At 72.3% G+C, this 20,824-nt stretch carries 14 protein-coding genes; 10 read left to right on the forward strand and 4 right to left on the reverse strand.

Annotated elements, in window-relative coordinates; translation table 11 throughout:
- Position 1: 1 nt before the first annotated feature.
- From CP975_RS22885 to CP975_RS22895, 3 genes are read right to left on the reverse strand one after another with little or no spacing between them, the layout of a single operon-like run.
- Positions 2 to 1,312 carry an aspartate aminotransferase family protein gene (locus CP975_RS22885; RefSeq protein ID WP_030791461.1) on the reverse strand — a complete coding sequence of 437 codons (1,311 nt, stop codon included), beginning with the start codon at positions 1,310 to 1,312 and terminating at the stop codon, positions 2 to 4.
- 43 nt (positions 1,313 to 1,355) lie between these two features.
- Positions 1,356 to 2,495: an acyl-CoA dehydrogenase family protein gene (locus CP975_RS22890; RefSeq protein WP_055530461.1), complete on the reverse strand. Its 1,140-nt coding sequence runs from the start codon at positions 2,493 to 2,495 to the stop codon at positions 1,356 to 1,358.
- Positions 2,496 to 2,531: 36 nt separating this feature from the next.
- Positions 2,532 to 4,169: an aldehyde dehydrogenase family protein gene (locus CP975_RS22895; protein WP_246201601.1), complete on the reverse strand. Its 1,638-nt coding sequence runs from the start codon at positions 4,167 to 4,169 to the stop codon at positions 2,532 to 2,534.
- 249 nt (positions 4,170 to 4,418) lie between these two features.
- Here CP975_RS22895 and CP975_RS22900 point away from each other — a divergent pair, with 249 nt between their 5' ends.
- From CP975_RS22900 to CP975_RS22945, 10 genes are all read left to right on the forward strand, one after another.
- Entirely contained in the window at positions 4,419 to 4,739 is a 321-nt protein-coding gene (locus CP975_RS22900; RefSeq protein WP_246201603.1) for an acyl carrier protein, read from the forward strand.
- 33 nt (positions 4,740 to 4,772) lie between these two features.
- A complete protein-coding gene (locus CP975_RS22905) occupies positions 4,773 to 10,505 on the forward strand; it encodes a type I polyketide synthase (RefSeq protein ID WP_055530457.1) in 5,733 nt (1,910 codons plus the stop codon).
- A 12-nt stretch (positions 10,506 to 10,517) separates the two neighbouring features.
- Entirely contained in the window at positions 10,518 to 12,182 is a 1,665-nt protein-coding gene (locus CP975_RS22910) for a fatty acid--CoA ligase (protein WP_055530456.1), read from the forward strand.
- Between the two features lie 46 nt (positions 12,183 to 12,228).
- Complete coding sequence (locus CP975_RS22915; protein WP_055530454.1) at positions 12,229 to 13,242, forward strand: LLM class flavin-dependent oxidoreductase; 1,014 nt, start codon at positions 12,229 to 12,231, stop codon at positions 13,240 to 13,242.
- 35 nt (positions 13,243 to 13,277) lie between these two features.
- Entirely contained in the window at positions 13,278 to 14,039 is a 762-nt protein-coding gene (locus CP975_RS22920) for a thioesterase II family protein (protein WP_055530479.1), read from the forward strand.
- Positions 14,036 to 15,544 carry an MFS transporter gene (locus tag CP975_RS22925; RefSeq protein ID WP_150477287.1) on the forward strand — a complete coding sequence of 503 codons (1,509 nt, stop codon included), beginning with the start codon at positions 14,036 to 14,038 and terminating at the stop codon, positions 15,542 to 15,544. The genes CP975_RS22920 and CP975_RS22925 overlap by 4 nt, the downstream gene beginning before the upstream one ends.
- A 235-nt stretch (positions 15,545 to 15,779) precedes the next feature.
- The gene (locus CP975_RS22930; protein ID WP_070321200.1) at positions 15,780 to 16,991 is read left to right on the forward strand and encodes a cytochrome P450; all 1,212 of its coding nucleotides are present in this window, start codon (positions 15,780 to 15,782) and stop codon (positions 16,989 to 16,991) included.
- Between the two features lie 121 nt (positions 16,992 to 17,112).
- Complete coding sequence (locus tag CP975_RS22935) at positions 17,113 to 18,069, forward strand: diacylglycerol/lipid kinase family protein (RefSeq protein ID WP_055530452.1); 957 nt, start codon at positions 17,113 to 17,115, stop codon at positions 18,067 to 18,069.
- Positions 18,070 to 18,123: 54 nt separating this feature from the next.
- Positions 18,124 to 18,492 (forward strand): nuclear transport factor 2 family protein, encoded by a 369-nt coding sequence (locus CP975_RS22940; protein ID WP_055530450.1) that lies wholly within the window; start codon positions 18,124 to 18,126, stop codon positions 18,490 to 18,492.
- Between the two features lie 73 nt (positions 18,493 to 18,565).
- Positions 18,566 to 20,119 (forward strand): MmgE/PrpD family protein, encoded by a 1,554-nt coding sequence (locus CP975_RS22945; protein WP_150477288.1) that lies wholly within the window; start codon positions 18,566 to 18,568, stop codon positions 20,117 to 20,119.
- 38 nt (positions 20,120 to 20,157) lie between these two features.
- On the opposite strand, the gene CP975_RS22950 is transcribed toward CP975_RS22945, so the two are convergent.
- Positions 20,158 to 20,811, reverse strand: a complete 654-nt coding sequence (locus CP975_RS22950) for a ScbR family autoregulator-binding transcription factor (RefSeq protein ID WP_150477289.1) — start codon at positions 20,809 to 20,811, stop codon at positions 20,158 to 20,160.
- Between the last annotated feature and the right edge of the window lie 13 nt (positions 20,812 to 20,824).

The following is a 20,824-nucleotide window of genomic DNA, read 5'->3' on the forward strand; positions in this document are numbered from 1 at the left end:
ATCAGTTACCGCCTTCCGGCATGGTGGCCGCGCCGCGCACGAGGTCGCGGGTGGCCAGGTCGAAGGAGTTGAGGAGGAACTCCACATCGGTGTCGCTGAGGACGGCGGGCGGCGTGAACCGCACCACCGAGCTGCCGTTCATGGAGTGGTTGGCGACCACCCCGTGGTTGAAGAGCTCGATCAGCAGCTCGCCGGCCAGACCGGCCTCGACGAGCTCCACGCCGATGAGCAGCCCCTGGCCGCGTACGTCGACGACGAGTTCGGGGATGTTGCGGTACGCGATCTCGGCGATCCGCGGCAGCAGCACGGCGCCCAGGTCGGTGGCCCGGGTGACCAGGCGCTCCTCCTTCATGGCCCGCACCGCGCCCTGCACCGCGGCCATCAGGACGGGCTGCCCGGAGAAGGTGGCGGTGTGGACGTAGGGGTCCTTGTCGAAGGGGCGGAACGCCTTGCGGGTGGCGATCGCCGCGGAGACCGGCAGCACACCGCCGCCGAGCGCCTTGCCCGCGAGCAGCACGTCGGGGCGTACGCCCTCGATGTCGGCGCCCCACCACTCGCCGAGGCGGCCGAAGCCGGACTGCACCTCGTCGAGGATCAGGAACCCGTCGTGCTCGCGGACCAGTTCCTCGACCCGCTTCAGATAGCCCTTGGGCGGCATGATGACGCCGCCCTCGCCCTGGACGGGCTCCAGGATGACGCAGACCTCGCCGGGGTGGGCGGCGAGCGTGGCCTCCAGGGCGTCGGCGTCACCGAACGGCAGGTGTTCGAAGTCGGGTATCAGTGGCCGGAACGGCTTCTGGTAGACCTCCTTCGCGGTGGCGGACAGGGCGCCGAGCGTCTTGCCGTGGTAGCCGCCGCGCATGGAGACGGTCCGCTTGTAGCCGCCGGCGCGGGCCAGCTTCAGGCCGGTCTCCACGGCCTCGGCGCCGGACAGCGCGAAGTGCACGCGGTCCAGGCCCTCCGGCATCACGGAGACCAGGGCCTCGGCGGCGCGGGCCACCGTCGGTTCCAGGAGGATGCGGGTAGCGGTGGGGTGCGTACGCAGCTGGCGCTCCACCTCCTCCATCACGATGGGGTGGCGGGCGCCCATGATGAAGACGCCGTAGCCGCCGGCGTTGAGGAAGCGCTCGCCGTCGCTGGTGGTGAGCCAGGCGCCTTCGGAGGCCACCTCCATGTGGCTGCCGAAGAGTTCGGCGAGGGTGGCCCGGCCCTTGCTGAGATGGGCGCGGTACAGGCCGAGGACCTCCGCCTCGGTGTCGGCCGCGGAGGCCGAGGGGCCCGCGGACGCCGGGTTTTCCTGGATTACGGTCACGGTTCACTCACTCCAAAAAAGCAGGTGCGGTCGGGGCTGCGGGTCAGGCGAGGACCAGCGGGCCGCCGTCGAAGTAGCGAAGGAGCGGCTCGGCGGCGGCGCCCCGGCCGGGCGGGTGGAAGGCGAGCGCGGTGGACGCGGCCGCCTCCAGGGCGTGGCCGGAGGAGCGGATGAAGTCCAGGCCGCCCAGCAGTTCGAGGGAGTGCGAGGTGATGCGGGGCAGTGCGTTCTGCACGGCGTAGCGGGCGACGAGCACCCGGGCCACCGACGCCTCGTCGCCCGGCTCGGGGCCGATCGCGCGGGCCACTCCTTCGAGCAGCGCCACGGAGGCCTCCAGCTCGACCCCGAGGGCGGCCCGCTCCTGGACGCTGCCGCGCTCCCGCTCCTGGACCTGCTCGACCAGGGCGGCCGCGCCTCCCAGGTATCCGGCGGTGATGAGCATCTCGAACCAGACGAACCCGGCCGTCTGGAGGTCGTCGAGGCGGCGCGGATCGTCCGCCCCGGCCCGTACGACCATGTCCTTCGGTACGAAGACGTCCTCCAGGAGCACCTCGTCGCTCTCCGCCCCGGCGAGCAGCTCGTTGCCCCAGAAGGGGCGGACGGTCAGACCGGGCGAGTCGGCGGGCACCAGGGCGAGCGCCAGTTCGGGATCGCCCTCCAGGCCGTGGATGGCGATGCTCGCGGTGAGCAGGCTCATCGAATGGGACAGGCTGCACGGCTTCTTGGCACCCGAGAGGAGGTAGCCGCCCTCGACCGGGCGGGCGGTCACCGACGGGGTGAGGATGTTCTGCTCGGTGCGGCCCTCGGCCCAGCCGGAGGCCATCACCAGCTGGTCGGGGACGACCCGGCGCAGCAGGTCGTTCTGCGCGTCGGTGAGCCGGCCCTTGGCGACGGCCAGCGAGTAGAGCATGGCGACGGTGAAGTGGTGCATGGACACGGCCGCGACGAGGGACGGCGAGAGGGAGCCGAGGGCCAGCTGGGTGTGGAGCGCGTCCAGCGGGGCGGCGCCGTGGCCGCCGAACTTCTCGGGGATCAGCAGGCCGACACCGCCGTGGATGCGGAAGAGGTCGATGATCGGGCTGCCGGGCTTCTCCCGCTCGGTGTACGGGATCTGCTCCAACTCCTTGAGCAGGCCGGGGTGGTAGCGCTCGCAGACGGCCCGAGCGACATCGAGGGAACGCACGTCAGAACCTCCGAAGGAGAGGGGAGTGGAAGCTGTTCAGTCGTCGAAGGCGCCGAAGACCGCCTCGTAGGGGCTGACGTCACGGGCGATGCTGACGCCCTGCACATGGGACGTCTTGAGCATCGGGTAGTTGGCCTCGCCGAAGGCGCCGCCGGTGCGGCCGGTGCCGCCGTGGCTGGGCAGATAGGGCAGGAAGCCGATGTGGGAGTCGTTGACCTTCAGCAGGCCGCCGTTGACGACGCGGCGCACGAAGGTGTCGATGACGTGGTCGGAGCGCGACCAGAGGGAGTTGCGCAGCCCGTACTCGTTGGAGTTGACGAACCTGAGGAAGTCCTCCAGGAGGGCGTCGTCGTTGTCGGCCTCCGGCACGATGACGGGGATCAGCGGGAAGAACGTCTCCTCGCGCACCACGTCGTAGGTGCGGGCGCGGTCCAGGCCGTCGACGCGTACGACGGTGGGCTGGAGGAAGACACCGGTCTCGGACGGGGTGCCGTCCAGTTCGGTGCGGTTGCCGCCGGTGACCAGCTCGGCGCCGTTGTCCAGGGCCTGGCGGAGCAGCCGGAAGAAGCGCTCGCTGCGGCGCACCGGGGAGAGCAGGACGTCCTCCTCCTCGGGATAGCCCGGCCTGATGGCCTTGACCTGCTCCTTGACCTCGGCGATGAGGGCGTCCGCGACCGCCGGGTGAACCAGTACGTAGTTGGGGACCATGCAGATCTGGCCGGAGCCGAAGAACGACTCGGTGATCGCCTCGGCCGCCCACTTCACGTCGGCGTCCTTCCACACCACGATGCCGTCGTTGCCGGCCAGTTCGAGGATCGGCTTCTTGCCGTTGGCCACGCAGGCCTGCTCGAAGCGCAGCCCTTCCTGGCTGCCGCCGATGTAGAAGATGTCGTTGATCAGCGGGTCGGCGACCCACCGGTCCAGGGTCTGCTTGGGGTTGGAGCACACCGCGTTCAGGACGCCCGGCGGGGCGTCGAACTCCTCCAGGAGCGGCGCCACGATGTCCCGCAGCAGCCACATGGTGGACAGCGCGATGCTGCGCGGCGCCCGGACCACCACGGCGTTGCCGGCCATCAGGGCGAGGACGGACAGGGCGGCGCTGGGCAGCGGGGCGTTCTGCGGCGGGTTGAAGGCCACCACGCCGTCCGGCTGGCGTTGCAGGATCAGCTTGCGGCCGCCGTACTCCTTCTCGACCCGCATCTGCTTCGTGTACCAGCGCAGGCTGCCGGGAGCGTAGATCTGGAGCAGGCAGCTCAGTTCCCAGCGGGCCAGCTTCACCGGGTGGGACTCGGCGACCAGCATCTGGAGGAACTCGTCCTGGTGCTTGATGAGTTCCTCGCGGAAGCGGGTGCCGAGGCGCATCCGCCGCTCCTGCGGTACGGCCGCCCAGCCGGGGGCCGCCGCGGCGGCGGCCTGCGTGGCCAGGTCGATGGCGGAGTCGTCGGCGATGGCGCAACGCCCCACGACATAGGGGTGGTTGGCCGCGTCGGATTCGGGGTCCTGTTCCAGCGTGCGCTTGAGGCTCACGCTGGTGAAGACGTCCTCCAGCAGGGAACGCCCGCTGACGGTGTAGACCCACCCGTCACCCGCGACGTCCTTGCCAGCGATGTAGAGGTCGTAGCTCTTGAGTCCGGAATGTGCCGGAGCACGTTCCTCCTGTATGGCGCCGCGCATTATCAGCCTTTCGGGTGGGGTTTCTCCGAGTGGATTCCGATCTGGTGAGCCCTTGCGAAGCATCTCGATCGTGACAGCGGGATCTGACCCGGCGCTGACGCCGTACTGATTGGCCGGGCCGAACTGATTGAGACAACCCCGTGTTCAGAACCGAAAGAGGTGACTGAGTGGCGGGCGCGGAGGGTACGCGCGCGACGTCAGTGAGGCGTCAGCCCGCATTGATTTCATGGCTCCATGTCTCCCGAACACATGACACTTCAGCAATTCCGGGAACTTCCCCGGACGGAACTCGCCGAGGAAATGGAACAGCTCCTCGTCAGCCAGTTCAGGGCGACCCTGCTCATGGACGACGCGGAGGAGCTGCCGCTCGACATCAGCTACTTCGACCTCGGTCTCACCTCGCTGAAGCTCACCGAGATGAGGCGGACCCTGGAGGGGATCCTCGACCTCTCCATCAACGCGAACGTGCTCTTCAACGAACCGACGGTCGGCCGGCTCCTCGACTATCTCGTCGACGCGGTGTCCGACCCGTCCCACGCAATAGCCGGCGCGATACCCAGCACCAACTGATCCACCAGGGTCCCGGACAGAAGGAGACGCGGTATGCCGCGCGAGGAATCAGAGAAGAATCAGGCGTCCGACCGGGCGCCGGAGCCGATCGCGATCGTCGGTGTGGGCCTGCGATTCCCCGGCGGCAGCAATTCCCTCGATGAATTCGACGCCTTCTTGCGCGAAGGGCGCTCGGGGATCGGACCCATTCCCGGCGACCGGTGGGACGTCGAGGCGTTCACCCCGCAGAGCCCGGACGACAAGGGGAAGATCCACACGACGTCCGGCGGATTCCTCGACCGCATCGACCGTTTCGACGCGGCCTTCTTCAACATCTCCCCGAAGGAAGCCCAGTACATGGACCCCCAGCAGCGCATGCTGCTGGAGACCGCCTGGCAGGCCCTGGAGCACGCCAACATCGACCCGGCGCCGCTGCGCCGCGGCAACGGCGGCGTGTACATCGGCGCCAGCTCCATCGACTACGCCCTCGAACTGGACTCCCTGCCCTACGAGGAGCTGGACGGCCTGCTGGCCTCCGGCATCACCATGTTCCCGCTGTCGGGGCGCCTGTCCTACTTCCTCGGCTGGCGCGGCCCGAGCATGAGCGTCGACACCGCGTGCTCGTCGTCCCTGGCCGCCCTGCACGTCGCCGTGCAGGGACTGCGCGCGGGCGAGACCGACATCGCGCTGTGCGGCGGCGTCAACGCCCTGCACCACCCGCGTATCCCGGTGATGTTCTCCAACGCGCAGATGCTGTCCCCCGACGGGCAGTGCAAGACCTTCGACGAGTCCGCCGACGGGTACGCCCGCGCCGAGGGCTGCGGCATCCTCGTACTGAAGCGGCTCTCCGACGCCACCCGCGACGGCGACACCGTCCTCGCCCTGGTCAGGGGCACCGCCGTCGGCCAGGACGGCGACAGCGCGGGCCTGACCGTGCCCAACGGCCCCGCCCAGGAGAAGGTGATCCGCTCCGCGCTCGCCGCCGCCGCGCTCGCCCCCGAGGACATCCAGTACGTGGAGGCGCACGGCACCGGCACCCCGCTCGGCGACCCCATCGAGTTCGGCGCCATCGGGGACACCTTCGCCGACTCGCACACCAAGAGCGACCCGCTGCTCGTCGGCTCCGTGAAGACCAATCTCGGCCACATGGAGCCCGCTTCCGGGATCGTCGGCGTCATCAAGGCGGTCCTCCAGATCAGGTCCGGCACGATCTACCCGCACCTCAACCTCGACACCCCCTCCGGACGCATCCCCTGGGACCTGTACCCGGTGCGGGTGCCCACCGCGTGCGAGCCGTGGAAGGCGCCGGTCCGGCGCGCGGTCGTCAACAGCTTCGGCTTCGCGGGCACCATCGGCGCGGTCGTTCTTGAGCAGCCCCCGGCCACCGCGGCGCCGGACTCCGCGGCGGGTGAGGCGCCCGCGACCCCCATGTTCACGCTCTCCGCCAAGACCGCCGCCGCCCTGCGCGAACAGGTCGCGCGATACCGGCAGTTGCTGGCCGATGCCCCGGAGCTGCCGGTCGACGGGCTCTGCTACACCGGCAACGTCTCGCGCACCCACCACCCCTACCGCCTCGCGGGCCCGGTCACCGACCGCGCCGCGCTCACCAAGCTCCTCGACAAGGCCGCGGACCACGACCACCAGGGCCCGGCCGGCATCCGCAAGGTCGCGTTCATGTTCAGCGGGCAGGGCGCGCAGTACGCGGGCATGGGCGCCCACCTGTACGGGGGCTTCCCGGTCTTCCGCCGCCACGTCGACGAGTGCGACCGCCTGTTCGCCGCCGAACTGGGCCGCTCCGTACGCGACTTGGTGATCGGTGCCGCCGACGACCCCGAGTCGATCGACCGTACCGAGTACACCCAGCCCGCCCTGTTCACCCTGGAGTACGCCCTCGCCCAGCTGTGGATGTCCTGGGGCGTGCGCCCGAACGTGCTCATCGGACACAGCATCGGCGAGGTGTCGGCCGCCGCGGTCGCGGGCCTGTTCAGCCTCCCGGACGCCGTGACGCTCGTATCCGCCCGCGCCCGCCTCATGCAGGCCGTGCGCGCCGAGGGCGGCATGGCGGCGGTCACCGCCCCCGCCGAGGACGTCCTGCCGCTCCTCGATCCCCACCCCGACCTGGCGCTCGCCGCCTCCAACGCCCCCGACCAGTGCGTGATCTCGGGCGGCGCCGACGCGCTCGCGCAGGTCACCGGGCAGCTGCTCGCCCAGGGGCTGCGCGTCGACCGGCTGGCCGTCTCGCACGCCTTCCACTCGCCGCTCATGGCCGAGGTGTACGACGACTTCCGCGCCGCCCTGGAGGCCATCACCTTCCGCGAGCCGTCCATCAGCCTCATCTCCAACGTCACGGGCAAGCTCGCCCGCCTCGCCGAGATCGGCACCCCCGACTACTGGGTGCGGCACATCGGCGAGCCGGTGCAGTTCCTCGCCGGCATCCGCGCGGTCGCCCGGCGCGGCCGCCACGCCCTGATCGAGATCGGCCCCTCCACCGCGCTGACCGCACTAGCCCAGCGCTCCCTGCCGGTCGCCGACCACCTGTGGCTGGCCAGCCTGCGGCGGCGCGACCGGGGCGGTGACACCACGCTGCGGGCCCTCGCGGAGTACTACACCGCGGGCCTGCCGGTCTCCTGGGCCGGCTACCACGACGGCCGTGCCGTCCCCGCCAAGACGGCGCTGCCCACCTACGCCTTCCAGCGCAAGCGCTACTGGCTGCCCACCGCCACCCCCCGCAAGGGCGGCGCGCGGGGCGGGGCGGCGCATCACCCGCTGCTGGGTACGGAGGTGCGACTGGACGGGCCCGTGCGGGAGTTCACGGCCGAGTTCACCGTCGAGGAGCTGGGCGCGCTCGCCGACTTCGCCGACGGCGACCGCACCACGCTGCCCGCCGGTGCCTACGTAGACCTGCTGCTCGCCCTCCAGGACGCCGTGCACGGCCACACCCGCGCGGCCGTCCAGGAGCTGAGGCTCCCCGAACCGCTCACCCTGAAGGCCGAGACGCCCCTCACCCTGACCACCCGGCTGCGGCCGCGCGCGGACGGCGGCGCCGAGGTGACGGTCCTGAGTGTCGCGGAGAAGACCGGCGACGACGCGGGTGACGAGGGCACGGAGCGCGTGCACGCGACCGCCGTGCTTGCCCCCGGCCAGGACCAGGACGAGCCGCCGCTCACCGGGCTCGTCGCGGGACCCGCTCTTCTGGAGAGCGACGCCGAGGACCTCTACACCGACCTCACGTCGGTGGGCCGCCCGCACGGTCCGCGCGCCCGCACCCTGCTCGGCGCGGCCCGCCACCCATCGGGCGTATACACGGCCGAGTTGACCTGCCGCTTCACCGCCTCCGTCGAGCAGGTGCCCGCCGAGCTGATCGAGGCCGCGGTGGAGGCGGCCGTCGTCCTCGACCCCGAGGGCCCGGTCTTCCTGCCCCGCGAGATCGCGTCCGTACGCCACTTCAAGAAGCCCCGCGGCGAGCGGCTGACCGTCGTCGCCCGCGTCACCACGGAACAGGACCGGCGCCTCGCCGACATCCTGGTCCTGGAGAACGGCGACCCCGTCATCGAACTCGGCGGCGTCACCCTCGCCCGCCCCGAAGTCCCGGCCGGGCGACGGCAGTTCCTGCACCGACCCGAGTGGGTGCGCCGCGCCCTGTCCGCCGCCGTGCCGGACGCCGCCCCCCGGCACGTCCTGCTCCTCGGCCGCACCGAGGACGCCGGCACCGCCCCGGACGGCCTGCGCGTCACACCCGTCGCCGACTCCGCCGCCCTCAAGGCCGCCCTGGACGACGACTCCGTCACCGACGTCTGCTGGAGCTGGCGCCCGCTGCCCGGCGCGATGTCGGCCGAGCTGATGCGCGCCGAGTGCGAGCACAACTACCGTGATCTGCTCGGCCTGTTGACCGTGCTCGACGCCGCGGCCCAGCAGCGGCCGCCCCGGCTGTGGCTGGTCACCGAGGGCGCCCAGCGGCTGCCCGGCGACAGCCCCGGCAGCGGCGCGCACCTGGCCGCCGCCACCCTGTGGGGCTTCGGCCGGGTGCTGCTGACCGAGTCGCCCCAGTACCGCGCGACGCTGGTCGACCTCGCGCCCGGCGACGGCCTGTCGGCGCTGCTCGACGAGTGCCGTGCCGAAGCGCCCGGCGAGTACCAGATCGCCCTCCGCGGCGGCCTGCGCCACGTCCGACGGCTGCTGCCCGGCGACACCGCCCGCACCTGGCCCGGCGGCTTCGCGCTGCGCCCCCCGGGCTCCGGCGACCTCTCCGACCTGTGCCTCGCGCCCGCCGAGGACCGCGCCCCCGCGGCCGGCGAGGTCCAGGTGCGGGTCGCCTCGGTCGCCCTCACCGCGGCCGACGCCCGGGCAGCCCTGGACGGCGAGGAGTCCGGCGTACCCGGACCCGTGCTCGGCTCACTGGCCGCGGGAACGGTCCTCGCGGCCGGCGCCGAGGCCGCTTTCACCGCGGGCGACGAGGTCTACGTACGCCATGACGGCGCCCTGCGCGCCACCCTCACCGTCCCGGCCACCGAGGTGGCGCTCGCGCCCGGCGCGGCCAGCGGCAAGGCGCGGGGCGGGGCCGAGGCGCGGGGCGGGGCCACGGCCTTCCGCCTGGAGGAGCTGGGTGAGGCGCTGCGCACCGCCGCCTCCGGGTCCCGCGCCGAGGTGTGGGTGGACGTGCCGGGCGGCCCGGACCCCGAGCCCGCCCCGGCCCGCGTCCGCGCCGACCGCACGTATCTCGTCACCGGAGGTCTCGGCGGCCTCGGTCTGGTCACCGCACGCAAGCTGGTCTCCCTCGGCGCCCGGCACCTGACCCTGGTCAGCCGCGGCGGACGGGCCACCGAGGAGGCCGCGCCGGTCCTCGCCGAACTGTCCGAACGGGCGGAGGTCAGCGTCGTACGGGCCGATGTGAGCAGCACCGACGACGTGCGGAACCTCGCCGCCGGGCTCGCGGCAGGTCCCCACCCGGTCGGCGGTGTCGTGCACGCGGCGGGCTCCTTCGACAAGAAGCTGATCGCCGAGCTGACCTGGGAGTCCATCGACGCCCAGCTCGCCCCGAAGGCGTACGGCGGCTGGCTGCTGCACGAGGCGGCCGAGGAGTTCTTCCCCGACCTCGACTTCTTCGTGACGTACTCCTCGATCGCCTCCGTTCTCGGCGGCGCCACCCAGGGCCACTACGCGGCCGCGAGCGCGGGCCTCGACAGCCTCGCCGAGTGGCGCGGCCTGCGCGGACTGCCGGGCCTCTCGGTCAACTGGGGCGCCTGGGCCAGGGTCGGCATGTCCGCCCGGCTCGACGAGCAGCTGGCCCAGGAGATCGACCGCAGCGGCGTCCGCTTCTTCTCGCCCACCAGGGCGCTCGACACCCTCGCCGCGCTCTGGCAGCGGCCCGGCAGCCGCCGGGTGGTGGGCGAGTTCGACTGGGCGCGCTATGTGGCGGGCGGCGGAGTGGACGACGCGTTCTACGACCGGCTCGCCCGCCACGACCAGGGCGGCGCGGTCGGCACCGGCCTCGACCTCACCGCGCTGGCCGCCCTGCCGAAGCCGGAGCGCACGGCCCTGATCGCCGCGGCCGTGCGCGAGAAGGTCGCCGACGCGCTGCACATGGACGCCGGGGACGACCTCGATCCGAACGCCGAGTTCGTCTCGCTCGGCCTGGACTCGCTCATGGCCCAGACCGTCAAGGGCGGCCTGGAGACCCTGTTCCGGCTGCCGCTGCCGGCATCGCTGACCTTCGACCACCCGACGGTCCGCAGGCTCACCGAGTTCCTCGACGGGCGCCTCGCCCCGGCCACGCAGCAGCACCCCTGACGGGAGACCACAGTGGAACACCACACCACCAGTAACTGGACGCTGACCCGCACCTCCAGGACGCACGCCGGGGGCCGGGCGGAGCACGCCGCGATCATCTGCGAGGGCCGCACCACCACCTACGGGAAGCTGCACAGGGACAGCAACCGCGCGGCCCACGCCCTGCGCGACGCCGGGATCGGCCCCGGCGACCGCGTCGCCTACCTGGGACGCGAGTCGGAGAACTACTACCTCACGATCCTCGCCTGCGCGAAGGCCGGCGCCGTCCTGGTCCCGGTCAACTGGCGCCTCACCCAGGGCGAGGTGGACCACATCCTGCGCGACTCGGGCGCCGTGCTCCTCTTCGTGGACGACGAGTTCTGGGAGACCGCCGACCGGGTCAGGCCGCAGCTGCCCGGCCTGCGCACCGTCGTCCGCGTCGACGGCACCGACAGCGAGGGCGAACCGGCGCGCGGCGCCGGGCTGCCCGCCTGGTACGCCGACCACCCCACCACCGACCTGGAGCCGGGCACGGGACCGGACGACGCGGTCGTCCAGATCTACACCAGCGGGACCACCGGGCTCCCCAAGGGCGCGGTCCTCGCCCACCGCAGCTTCTTCACGCTGCCCGCCGCGATGCGCGAGCACGGCGCCGACTGGCTCGACTGGCTCCCGGACGACGTCAGCCTCATCTCGCTGCCGGGCTTCGGCATCGCGGGCATTGGCTGGTTCATGCACACCTTCAACGCCGGTGGCACGAGCGTGGTGATGCCGCAGTTCATCCCGCAGGAGGCGGTGCGGCTCATCCGCGAGCACGGCGTCACCATCACCTTCGCGGCGCCCGCCATGCTCCAGATGATGATGGCCGAACGCGGCGCGGGCCCGGCCGCGTTCACCTCCCTGCGCAAGATCGCCTACGGGGCGGCGCCGATGTCCGAGACGCTGCTCGAACGCTGCCTCGCGGTCTTCGGCTGCCAGTTCGCGCAGATCTACGCCAGCACCGAGACCGGCAGCGTCGCGGTCTGCCTGCCCCCCGAGGCACACCGCCCCGGCACCGGCCTCCTGAAGTCGGTCGGCAGGCCCTGCCCCGGCAACGAGGTCAAGGTCATCGGCCCGGACGGCGAGAGCCTGCCGCCCGGCGAGACCGGTCAGATATGCGTACGCACCCCCTCGCGCATGCTCGGCTACTGGAACCTCCCCGAGGCCACCGAGCGCACCGTCGTGGGGGAGTGGCTGCACATGGGCGACGCCGGCTACCTCGACGAGGACGGCTATGTGTACCTGCGCGACCGCATGAACGACACGATCATCGTGGCCGGGCAGAACATCTACCCCGCCGAGGTCGAGAAGGCGCTCGCCGCCCACCCGGCCGTCGCCGACGCCGCCGTCGTCGGACTGCCCGACCCGCACTGGGGCGAGGCGGTGCACGCCGTCGTCGTCCCGCGGCCCGGCGCCACCGTCAAGCCCCGCGAACTGCTCGTCGCCCTCCGCGCCCACCTCGCCGACTACAAGATCCCGAGCGCCTTCCACTTCGCCGAGGACCTGCCGCGCAACCCGTCGGGGAAGATCCTGCGCCGCGCCGTGCGGGACCGGCTGACCGCCGAGGCACCCCCGGCGGCCGAGCGCCTGACCCTGCCCGTCCAGCGCCGCGACTCGGCACGGACGGCCTCGCTGCCGCCGCAGCGCCAGCACGCCTGACGCACGGACCAGACGATCCAGCGGACCACACGAAACGGAGCACCCCATGCAGTCCTTTGCCGGGCCCCTGCGCATCGGCATCCTGTTGCCCACCCGGGAACAGGCCATCAACGGCGCCTACGCCGCCGCACCGCTGCTCGACTTCGCCCGGCAGGCCGAGGCGCTCGGCTTCGACTCGCTGTGGGCGGGCGACTCGCTGACCGCCAGGCCGCGCCTCGACCCCCTCGTCGTGCTCTCCGCGGCCGCCGCCGCCACCGAGCGGATCACCGTCGGCACGGCCGCGTTCACCCCCGCCCTGCGCCACCCGCTGATCGGCTCCCACCTGATCGCGAGCCTGGACCACGTGGCCGCCGGCCGACTGGTCCTCGGGCTCGGCTCCGGCTTCCCGATGCCCGAGACGGAGGAGGAGTTCGCCTCCGTCGGGGCCTCCTTCGCCGGGCGGGTGGGGCGGCTCGACGAGATCGCCGCGCTGTGGCGCACCGCCTGGCGCTCCGGCGAGGAGGGCCAACCCACCGCATTCCAGGGCAAGTTCTGGCAGGCCGAGCGCCTTGAGCGGCTGCCGAAGCCCGCCTCGCCCGGCGGCCCGCCGCTCTGGCTGGCCGGCAGCGACACCCCGAAGGTGCTCGCCAGGGTCGCCGAGAAGTACGACGGCTGGCTGCCGTTCCTGCCGGACGCCGAGGCGTACGGCAGGGCCCGCGCCCGCATCGCCGAACTCGCCGAGGCGGCGGGCCGCGCCCCCGACGCGGTAACCCCCGCGCTGTACGCGACGGTCACCGTCAACCGCGACGAGGCGGCGGCCAAGGCCGAGCTGGAGCACTACATCGAGCACTACTACGGGCGCTCCCTGGAGCAGATGTCGGCCATCCAGGCCTACGGCTGGGGCAGCGCCGAGAGCTGCGCCGAGTGGCTCGGCGCCTATGTGCGCGCCGGTGCCCGCCACCTCGTCATCCGGATCGGGTCGCTCGACCCGGAGCCGCAGCTGAAGGAGATCGCCGAGGTGCTGCTGCCCGCGGTACGCGCCATCGGCCGGCACACAACCGTTGGGAGAACACAGTCGTGACCACCGCCACCGCCACTGCCACCCTGGGCCAGGAGATGTCCGCCGCGGGTGAGTGGTTCCACCCGGCCGAGCCGTCCGAGGACGCCTCCGTACGGCTGTTCATGCTGCCGCACGCGGGCAGCGGAGCCATCATCTACCGCGACTGGGAGCGGCTGCTGCCGGGCGACATCGCCCCGCAGGCGGTCACCCTGCCAGGACGCCACAACCGGCGCGACGAGATGACGTACGAGGACTGGGACCCGCTGCTCGACGCGCTCCACGAGGCGGTCGCCGACGACCTGGACGAGCGGCCCTTCGCGTTCTTCGGGCACTGCCTCGGCGCCCAGCTGGCGTTCCGCCTCACCATCCGTATGGAGGCGGAGGGCGGCCCCTCGCCGGTCCTCGTCGGCATGTCCGGGTGGTCGCCCGTCGGCTTCTTCCAGCCGACGGAGGAGCAGAGCCGGATGCCCGCCCCCGAACTCGTCGAGTGGATCAAGAAGTTGGGGTCGTTCCCCGCCGAGATCTACGACAACCCCCAGATGCTCGCCCTCGTCGTCCCCGCGCTCCGCGCCGACCTGCGCGTCGCCGCCCAGTACGTCGACGACGGCGCGGGCACCGCCTGCCCGCTGGTCTCCTACGGCGGCGCGTCCGATCCGCTGATGGAGAGCCCGGACGCCATGGAGCACTGGGCCGGGCGCAGCCCCCAGTACCTGGGCCACAGCGAGTACCCGGGTGGCCACTTCTACATCGACAGCCACGCCGAGGCCGTCACCACGCACTTCGCCCAGCGGCTGCGGCGACTGGCGGGCCGCTCATGACTACCGAGGCGGACCTCAACGTCAAGGCCGAGGCGGACATCGACATCAAGGGCGCGGGCGTCCCGCCCCTCGCGCCTCAGGCCGCGCCGCCGGACGAGGCCGCGGCGGCCAAGCCCTCCTACGGGGCGCTGCTCGTCGTCCTGGCCGGCCTCTTCATCACCAACCTCGACTTCTTCATCGTCAACGTGGCGATCCCCTCGCTCCAGACGAACATGCACGCCACCGCGGCGGAGATCCAGCTCATCGCCGTCACCTTCACCATCGGCCTGTCCGCGCTGCTGATCACCGGCGGCCGGCTCGGCGACATCTACGGCAGGCGTCGGGTCTACTCGATCGGCGTGCTGCTCTTCACGCTCGCCTCGCTGGCCTGCGGCATCGCCCAGAACATGGGCGAGCTGATCATCGCCCGCGGCATCCAGGGCGCGGCAGCGGCGCTGGTCATCCCGCAGGTGCTCGGCATCCTGACGACCACCTACTCGGGCAAGCACCGCGCCGTCGCGTTCAACGCGTACGGCATCGCGCTCGGCGCGGCCGCGGTCTTCGGGCAGCTGATCGGCGGGCTGCTGATCAAGGCCGACGTGTTCGGCATGGACTGGCGGACCATCTTCCTCATCAACGTGCCGATCGGCGCGATCGTGCTCGCGCTCACCCCGAAGCTGGTGCCGGAGTCGAAGTCCGAGGGCCGTACCGGGCTCGACCTGGTCGGTGTCCTGCTCGTCACCGCCGGGCTCACCGCGGTCGTGCTGCCGCTGGTCATCGGCCGCGAGGAGGGCTGGCCCGCCTGGACCTGGCTGTGCATGGCGGCGGCGGTGCCGCTGCTCGCCGCCTTCTGGTTCTGCCAGCGGCGGCTCGCGGCGAGCGCCAAGTCGCCGCTGGTGAGCCCGTCCCTCTTCCGTGACAGGGCGTTCGGCGTCGGATCCGTCACCATCCTCGTCTACTTCTCGGTGATGGCCTCCTTCTTCCTGGTCCTCGCGCTCTACCTCCAGCAGGGGCACGGCGCTTCGGCCCTGGAGTCGGGGCTGCTCTTCGTGCCGCTGGGCCTCGGCTTCTTCGTCGCCTCGGCCATGGCGCCCAAGTTCGCCGCCAAGCTGGGGCGGCAGGCGCTCGCACTGGGCGCCCTGGTGGTGGCCGCGGGCGACATCGCCTTCGCCCAGACCGCCTCCCAGCTCGGTACCACGGGCTCGGTCGGCTGGTGCATCCCCGCGATGGTGGTCTGCGGCTTCGGCATGGGCCTGGTGGTCGCCCCACTCACCTCGCTGGTCCTCGAGGGGGTGGCGACCGAGCACGCGGCGGCGGCCTCCGGGGTGTTCTCCACCGGCCAGGAGATGGGGAACGCGCTGGGCATCGCGATCATCGGCGTGGTCTTCTTCGACCAGGTCGGGGAGCACCCGTCGGCGCAGGGCTACACCGACGGGTTCGGGTTCAGCCTGTACGTCCAGGCCGGCATCTGCGTCCTGGTCGCGGCCCTGGTGCAGTTCCTGCCGCGCAAGGCCGAGAAGGGCTGAACAAGGGCCCGGTACCGGGCGGTTCGGACGGCGGGTGCCCCGGAGCGAAGGCTCCGGGGCACCCGCCGTCCGTATGCCGTGAGAGCGCGGTCGCGCGTGTTACGCAGGTGTGTCCCCACCGGTCACGACAGGCACGAGATCCGGCCAGAAAGGGTCAGCCGGACGTCAGGGGAGCATCAGGGCATTCGGCCAGCATGACGGAAAGGAACAAGCCATAGCCCAGGGGGGAAATGCCATGACGGTCACTCCTGTCATGCCCGAGGTCCAGGAGCGGCTCGCCGCCTGGCCCATGCCGCGCACCTGCCCGTATTCACCGCCGGACGCCTACGCCGAACTCCGCAGGGGCGGACCCGTCAAGGTCCGGATCAGGACAGGTGAGGCGTGGCTCATCACACGCTACGACGATGTCCGCGCGGTCCTGACCGACGCGCGTTTCAGCTCGGACGACACCCAGCCCGGCTTCCCCGTTCGTATACAACTGCCGCCCGCGCCCCGGGTGATGTCGTTCACGCGCATGGACGGCCCGGAGCACGGGCGGCTGCGCCGCATGGCGATGACCGAGTTCACCGCCCGCCGCACCCGCGCGCTGCGGCCCTCGGTGGAGCTGCTGGTGGAGCGCCTCGTCGACGAGCTGGAGCGGGGGCCACGCCCGGCCGACCTGGTGGCCGCCTTCTCCGTCCGGCTGCCGTCCCTGGTGATCGCCCGCATGCTGGGCGTCCCGGAGGCGGACGAGTGCGACTTCACCGAGCTGAGCCAGGCCGTCCTCTCCCAGGACGCCACGCCCGAGGAGATCTACGCGGCCTTCGTCGAGATGACCCAGTACCTGGACGAACTGATCCGCCGCAAGGGCCGCGAGCCCGAGGAGGACCTGCTCAGCCGCCTCGCCACGCAGTACGTGGCCACCGGCGAGCTGTCCCACGACGACCTGGTGGCGATGGCCCGGCTCTTCCTGGTGGCGGGCCACGAGACCACCGCCCACCAGCTCAGCCTCAGCGTGCTCAGCCTGCTGCGCGAGCCGGGCCGACTGGAGCGGCTGCGCCGCGACCCGGACCTGTTCGCCCCGGCCGTCGAGGAACTGCTGCGCTACTGGTCCATCACCCAGGACAACCAGGTCCGCGTCGCCGTCGAGGACGCGGAGATCGGCGGCGCCCGCATCGCGAAGGGCGACGGCGTGATCCTCGCCTACCCGAGCGCCAACCACGACGAGTCGGTCTTCCCCGGCGGCGACCGCGTCGACCTGGACCGGGACGCGAGCCGGCACATCGCCTTCGGCTACGGCCCGCACCTGTGCCCGGGCGCCTCGCTGGCCCGCATGGAGCTGGAGGTCGCCCTGCGCGCCCTGGTGGGCCGCTTCCCCGGCCTGCGCGTCGCGGACGTCCCCGGGGCGGTGTCGTTCCGCGAGAACACGATCAACTACGGGCTCGACTCCCTGCTCGTGACCTGGTAGCGGACCCGCCGTCGAGCCCCGTGGCGGACCCGGCAGCGGAGTCAGCCGCACGTCAGACCGGCGTCAGCGCCCGGTGGAAGAGTCTTTCGCAGGTGCTACCAGATCAAGGAGTACGCCCGACATGGCCGACAGCAGCGACGCCGCGGGCCCCACCAGGGCCCTGGTCATAGCCAATCCCGCATCCGGCAGCCACAGCCCTGAACTGGTGCGCGACGTAGTGGAGTTGTGCGCAGCCCACCTCTCCCGCGCCGAGCTCCACCTCACCACCGCCCGGGGGGACGCGACCGCCTTCGTGCGCCGCGCCCTGGAACGTCCCGAGGGGGCGCCCGACCTCGTCGTGACCATCGGAGGCGACGGCACCGTCCGCGAGGTGGTCCAGGGTCTCGACGGGGCCGCCGGACGGGCCGCGCTCCAGGTGGTGCCCGGCGGCACCGGCAACTCCGGGTACAAGATGCTCTGGGGCGACCGGCCCTGGACCGAATCCCTCAAGGCGGTCCTCGCCGACTCCGGTCCTGGCGGCAGCGCCCGGCTGCGCCGACTGGACCTGGCGAGGCTCGCCGAGACCGGCAACCGTGTCTACCTGGGCGCCTGTAGCGGTGTGATCGCCGACGCGCTGATCAGCGCGAAGGACAGCCCGCTGCGCGGTCGGGAGCGGTACGCCAAGGCGTTCGCCGACAGCGCGAAGGCCTACGTCCCGTACCCGGGCCGGGTCGTCGTCGACGAGCGGGTGGTGCACGAGGGCCCGACCGTCCTCGCCAACGTCGGGGGCGGCCGCTACCGAGGCGGCCGGTTCCTGGTGCTGCCCGACTCGCTGCTCGACGACGGACTGCTGGACGTCTGCGTCATCGGCGGCGGGGTCGCCGCCACCGAGGTGCCCGGACTGACCCTGGACGCCGCGCACATGGCCCATCCGGCGACCGTGTACGCACGCGGCCGCTCGATCACCGTCGAGCGCACCGACGGCGAGCGGCTGCCCCTGGAGCACGACGGCGAGTACCAGTACGCCATCGGCGCGTCGGCCACCTTCGACGTACTCCCCGGGGCGCTCACCGCCTGGGCGCCGACGGACCCCGCCTGACCTGGCCCTCACGACCCTTACGACCATTACGCCCCTTACGACTAAGGAGACCTCATGAGCGACCTCAGCAACACCGTCACCCGCTACCTCGCCATCTGGAACGAGGCCGACGCCGACAAGCGCGCCGCGGCGATCGCCGAACTCTTCACCGCCGACGCCCCCTACATCGACCCGCTCGCCGCGGTCGAGGGCCACGAGGGCGTCGCCGCGGTCATCGCGGGCGCCCGCGACCAGTTCCAGGGCCTCAGCTTCGAACTGATCGGCACGGTGGACACCCACCACAACGTCGCCCGCTTCCAGTGGGGCCTGGTCACCGAGCCCGGCGCCGAGCCGATCGCCATCGGTTTCGACGTCGCGGTCACCGCCGACGACGGCCGCATCAAGGGCGTCTACGGCTTCCTGGACAAGGTCCCCGCGGCCTGATCACCCCGGGGCGGCCGTGCGCCACCGGCGTACCGCCGCCCCGGACCACACCGCTACAGGAAGGGCGCGTCCCATGTCGGCAGTCCTCGCCGAACGCGTGGCCCGGACGCTGTGCGAGCAGTGGGAGCGCCCCCGGCCCGCGCCCGCCCGCGCGGCCACCGACACACCGTTGCGCGAACTGTCCCGGTGGGCCGCCCAGTTGCGCCCCCAGGACATCCCGTGCCGGGTGCTGAAGCTCGCCGCGAGCCAGGTCCTCTCGCAGATCGCCTCCATCAGGGCGGGCCTCGCCCACCCGCTGGGCCGCAAGCTCGTCGCCGCCTTCGGCCACCCCATGCAGCGCGACCCGCGAGCCGCGGCGGGCGTGTTCGCCGCCCTCGGCTCCTGGCTCAACCTCGACGACACCGCGTACGCCGGACATCTGTCGAACTCGACCGTCGCGGTGCCCCTCGCCTTCGCGTACGCCCGCAAGCTCGACGGGCTCTCCCTGCTGACGGCCGTCGTCGCGGCCAACGAGTGCGCGGCCCGCATCACCGCCTCCGCGACCCTCGGGCCGCTGCGCGGGCAGAGCGCCGTCCACACCCACCTCGCGGGCGCGGTGGCGGGGCGGCTGCACTGCGACCGCGCCCCCGCCGAGCAGTGGGAGAACTCCTTCGGCCTGGCCTTCGCGATGCCCAACTGGCCGCTGATGCGCGCCTTCCTGGCGAGTGACGCCCGGCTGTTCAACACCTTCACGCCCGTCCGCACCGCCATGGACGCCTGTGACGCGGCGGCGGCCGGGCTGCGCGGCGCCCCCGACATCATCGAGCACCAGGACGGCTTCCTGGCCCGCTTCGCGACCGTGCCGCTGCCCGACGCGGTGGCCAAGGGGCTCGGCCGCCGCTGGCACACCGACACCCTGTCGTTCAAGATGCACCCCGGCGGCCCCGGCATCGACGCCGCAGTGGACTGCGCCACGGAGATCCACCGGGAGCTGGGCCCGATACGCCCGCGGGACGTGGCGGAGATCGTCGTCGAGGCGTCCCTGTACACGCTGTTCGCGGGGGAGCGCGCGGCCCAGTACGTCTACGGCCCCGGATCCCCGCTCGGCGCCCTCGTCCTCGACGTGCCCTACCCGGTGGCCACCACGCTGCTGACCGGGGAGTTCTCGGTCGACGACTTCTCCTCGCCGCTCCTGGACGACCCCGACCGCTGGGAGCTGGCCCGCCGCGTGCGCCTGGAGCACGACACGGCCATGACCCGCGAACTGTTCCTGTCCGACGCGCCGTTCGGGGAGGCGGTGCGCGAGGCGGGCCCACGGGCCGAGCCCTGGCTGCGCGGCTTCGGCGGCGACGACCTGGTGGACCTCGTCGGCAACCTCGGCGCCGCCGGCCACGACTTCGCCCACTCGACGAAGGCCACCGGCGCCCGGGTCACCGTACGGCTGACCGACGGCCGTACCGTGACGCGCGGACGTCTCATCCCGGTCGGCGCGGCAGGACCCGACACGCGCTCGCGCCACTCGGAGATGGTGCGCGAGAAGTTCCTCGCCGTCGGGGGCTCGCAGCAAGTGGCGGACACCGTGGGCGCGTTGCACCGCATGCGGCCGCGCGGGGTGCGGCGGTGGATAGAGGCGGCCTTCCTCGACTGACGGCCCCTGCGACCCCGCGCCTGCCCCGCCCCGCCCGGTCAGCCGGCCTGCCGGTCCGGGGGCAGGAAGACGTCGACGATCTCCTGTACGCGGTCGACGACGTCCTGGCGGTCGGCCTGGACCCAGGAGATGTGCTGCGCGCCGAAGAGCGCGGACCGCAGCACGCGCGCCAGCGCGGCCGGGTCGGCGGTCTCCAGCGTCCCCGCCTTCCGGCAGTTCTCCAGCAGCTCGGTCAGCAGGTCGGTGAAGCCGACGTAGGGGACCGGCATGTCGGCCTTGATGTAGGGCCGCTCGATCTGGAGCCGGGAGCCCGCCTTGATGAAGTCGTCGTCACGGAAGCCGCGGGCCACCTCCGTCATGACGTCGGCGACCGTCGCGGGCGAGGACTGGTCGCCCTCGAGGACGGGGGCGATGATCTCGTTCAGTCTGCGGTAGAACTCGTCCGCCACGGCGGCGGCGATCGCCTCCTTGTTGGCGAAGTGGAAGTACACGGCCCCCTTGGTCAGCTCCGCCTTGTCGGCGACGTCCTTGATGGTGACGGCGGGGAAGCCGGAGTCGGCGAAGACCGAGGCCGCCGCGTTGAGGATCGTCCTGCGGGTGTGGATGGCCCGCTCCTGCTTGAGGTGCGAGGTGTCGTCGGACGAGGTTGCGGTCGGCAGGGGGAGCGGAGGTGCCTTGCGTTCGTTGCTCATGGCTTCCAAATCG

This window comes from Streptomyces alboniger, assembly GCF_008704395.1.
In the GTDB taxonomy this organism is placed as follows: Bacteria; Actinomycetota; Actinomycetes; order Streptomycetales; family Streptomycetaceae; genus Streptomyces; species Streptomyces alboniger.

What these genes read in the sequence shown, in the direction of transcription:
- CP975_RS22945 (WP_150477288.1), top strand. Translation starts at nt 18,566, where the DNA reads ATGTCGGCAGTCCTCGCCGAACGCGTGGCCCGGACGCTGTGCGAGCAG.
- CP975_RS22900 (WP_246201603.1), top strand. Translation starts at nt 4,419, where the DNA reads ATGACACTTCAGCAATTCCGGGAACTTCCCCGGACGGAACTCGCCGAG.
- CP975_RS22935 (WP_055530452.1), top strand. Translation starts at nt 17,113, where the DNA reads ATGGCCGACAGCAGCGACGCCGCGGGCCCCACCAGGGCCCTGGTCATA.
- CP975_RS22925 (WP_150477287.1), top strand. Translation starts at nt 14,036, where the DNA reads ATGACTACCGAGGCGGACCTCAACGTCAAGGCCGAGGCGGACATCGAC.
- CP975_RS22920 (WP_055530479.1), top strand. Translation starts at nt 13,278, where the DNA reads ATGTCCGCCGCGGGTGAGTGGTTCCACCCGGCCGAGCCGTCCGAGGAC.
- CP975_RS22895 (WP_246201601.1), bottom strand. Translation starts at nt 4,169, where the DNA reads ATGCGCGGCGCCATACAGGAGGAACGTGCTCCGGCACATTCCGGACTC.
- CP975_RS22915 (WP_055530454.1), top strand. Translation starts at nt 12,229, where the DNA reads ATGCAGTCCTTTGCCGGGCCCCTGCGCATCGGCATCCTGTTGCCCACC.
- CP975_RS22930 (WP_070321200.1), top strand. Translation starts at nt 15,780, where the DNA reads ATGACGGTCACTCCTGTCATGCCCGAGGTCCAGGAGCGGCTCGCCGCC.
- CP975_RS22905 (WP_055530457.1), top strand. Translation starts at nt 4,773, where the DNA reads ATGCCGCGCGAGGAATCAGAGAAGAATCAGGCGTCCGACCGGGCGCCG.
- CP975_RS22950 (WP_150477289.1), bottom strand. Translation starts at nt 20,811, where the DNA reads ATGAGCAACGAACGCAAGGCACCTCCGCTCCCCCTGCCGACCGCAACC.
- CP975_RS22940 (WP_055530450.1), top strand. Translation starts at nt 18,124, where the DNA reads ATGAGCGACCTCAGCAACACCGTCACCCGCTACCTCGCCATCTGGAAC.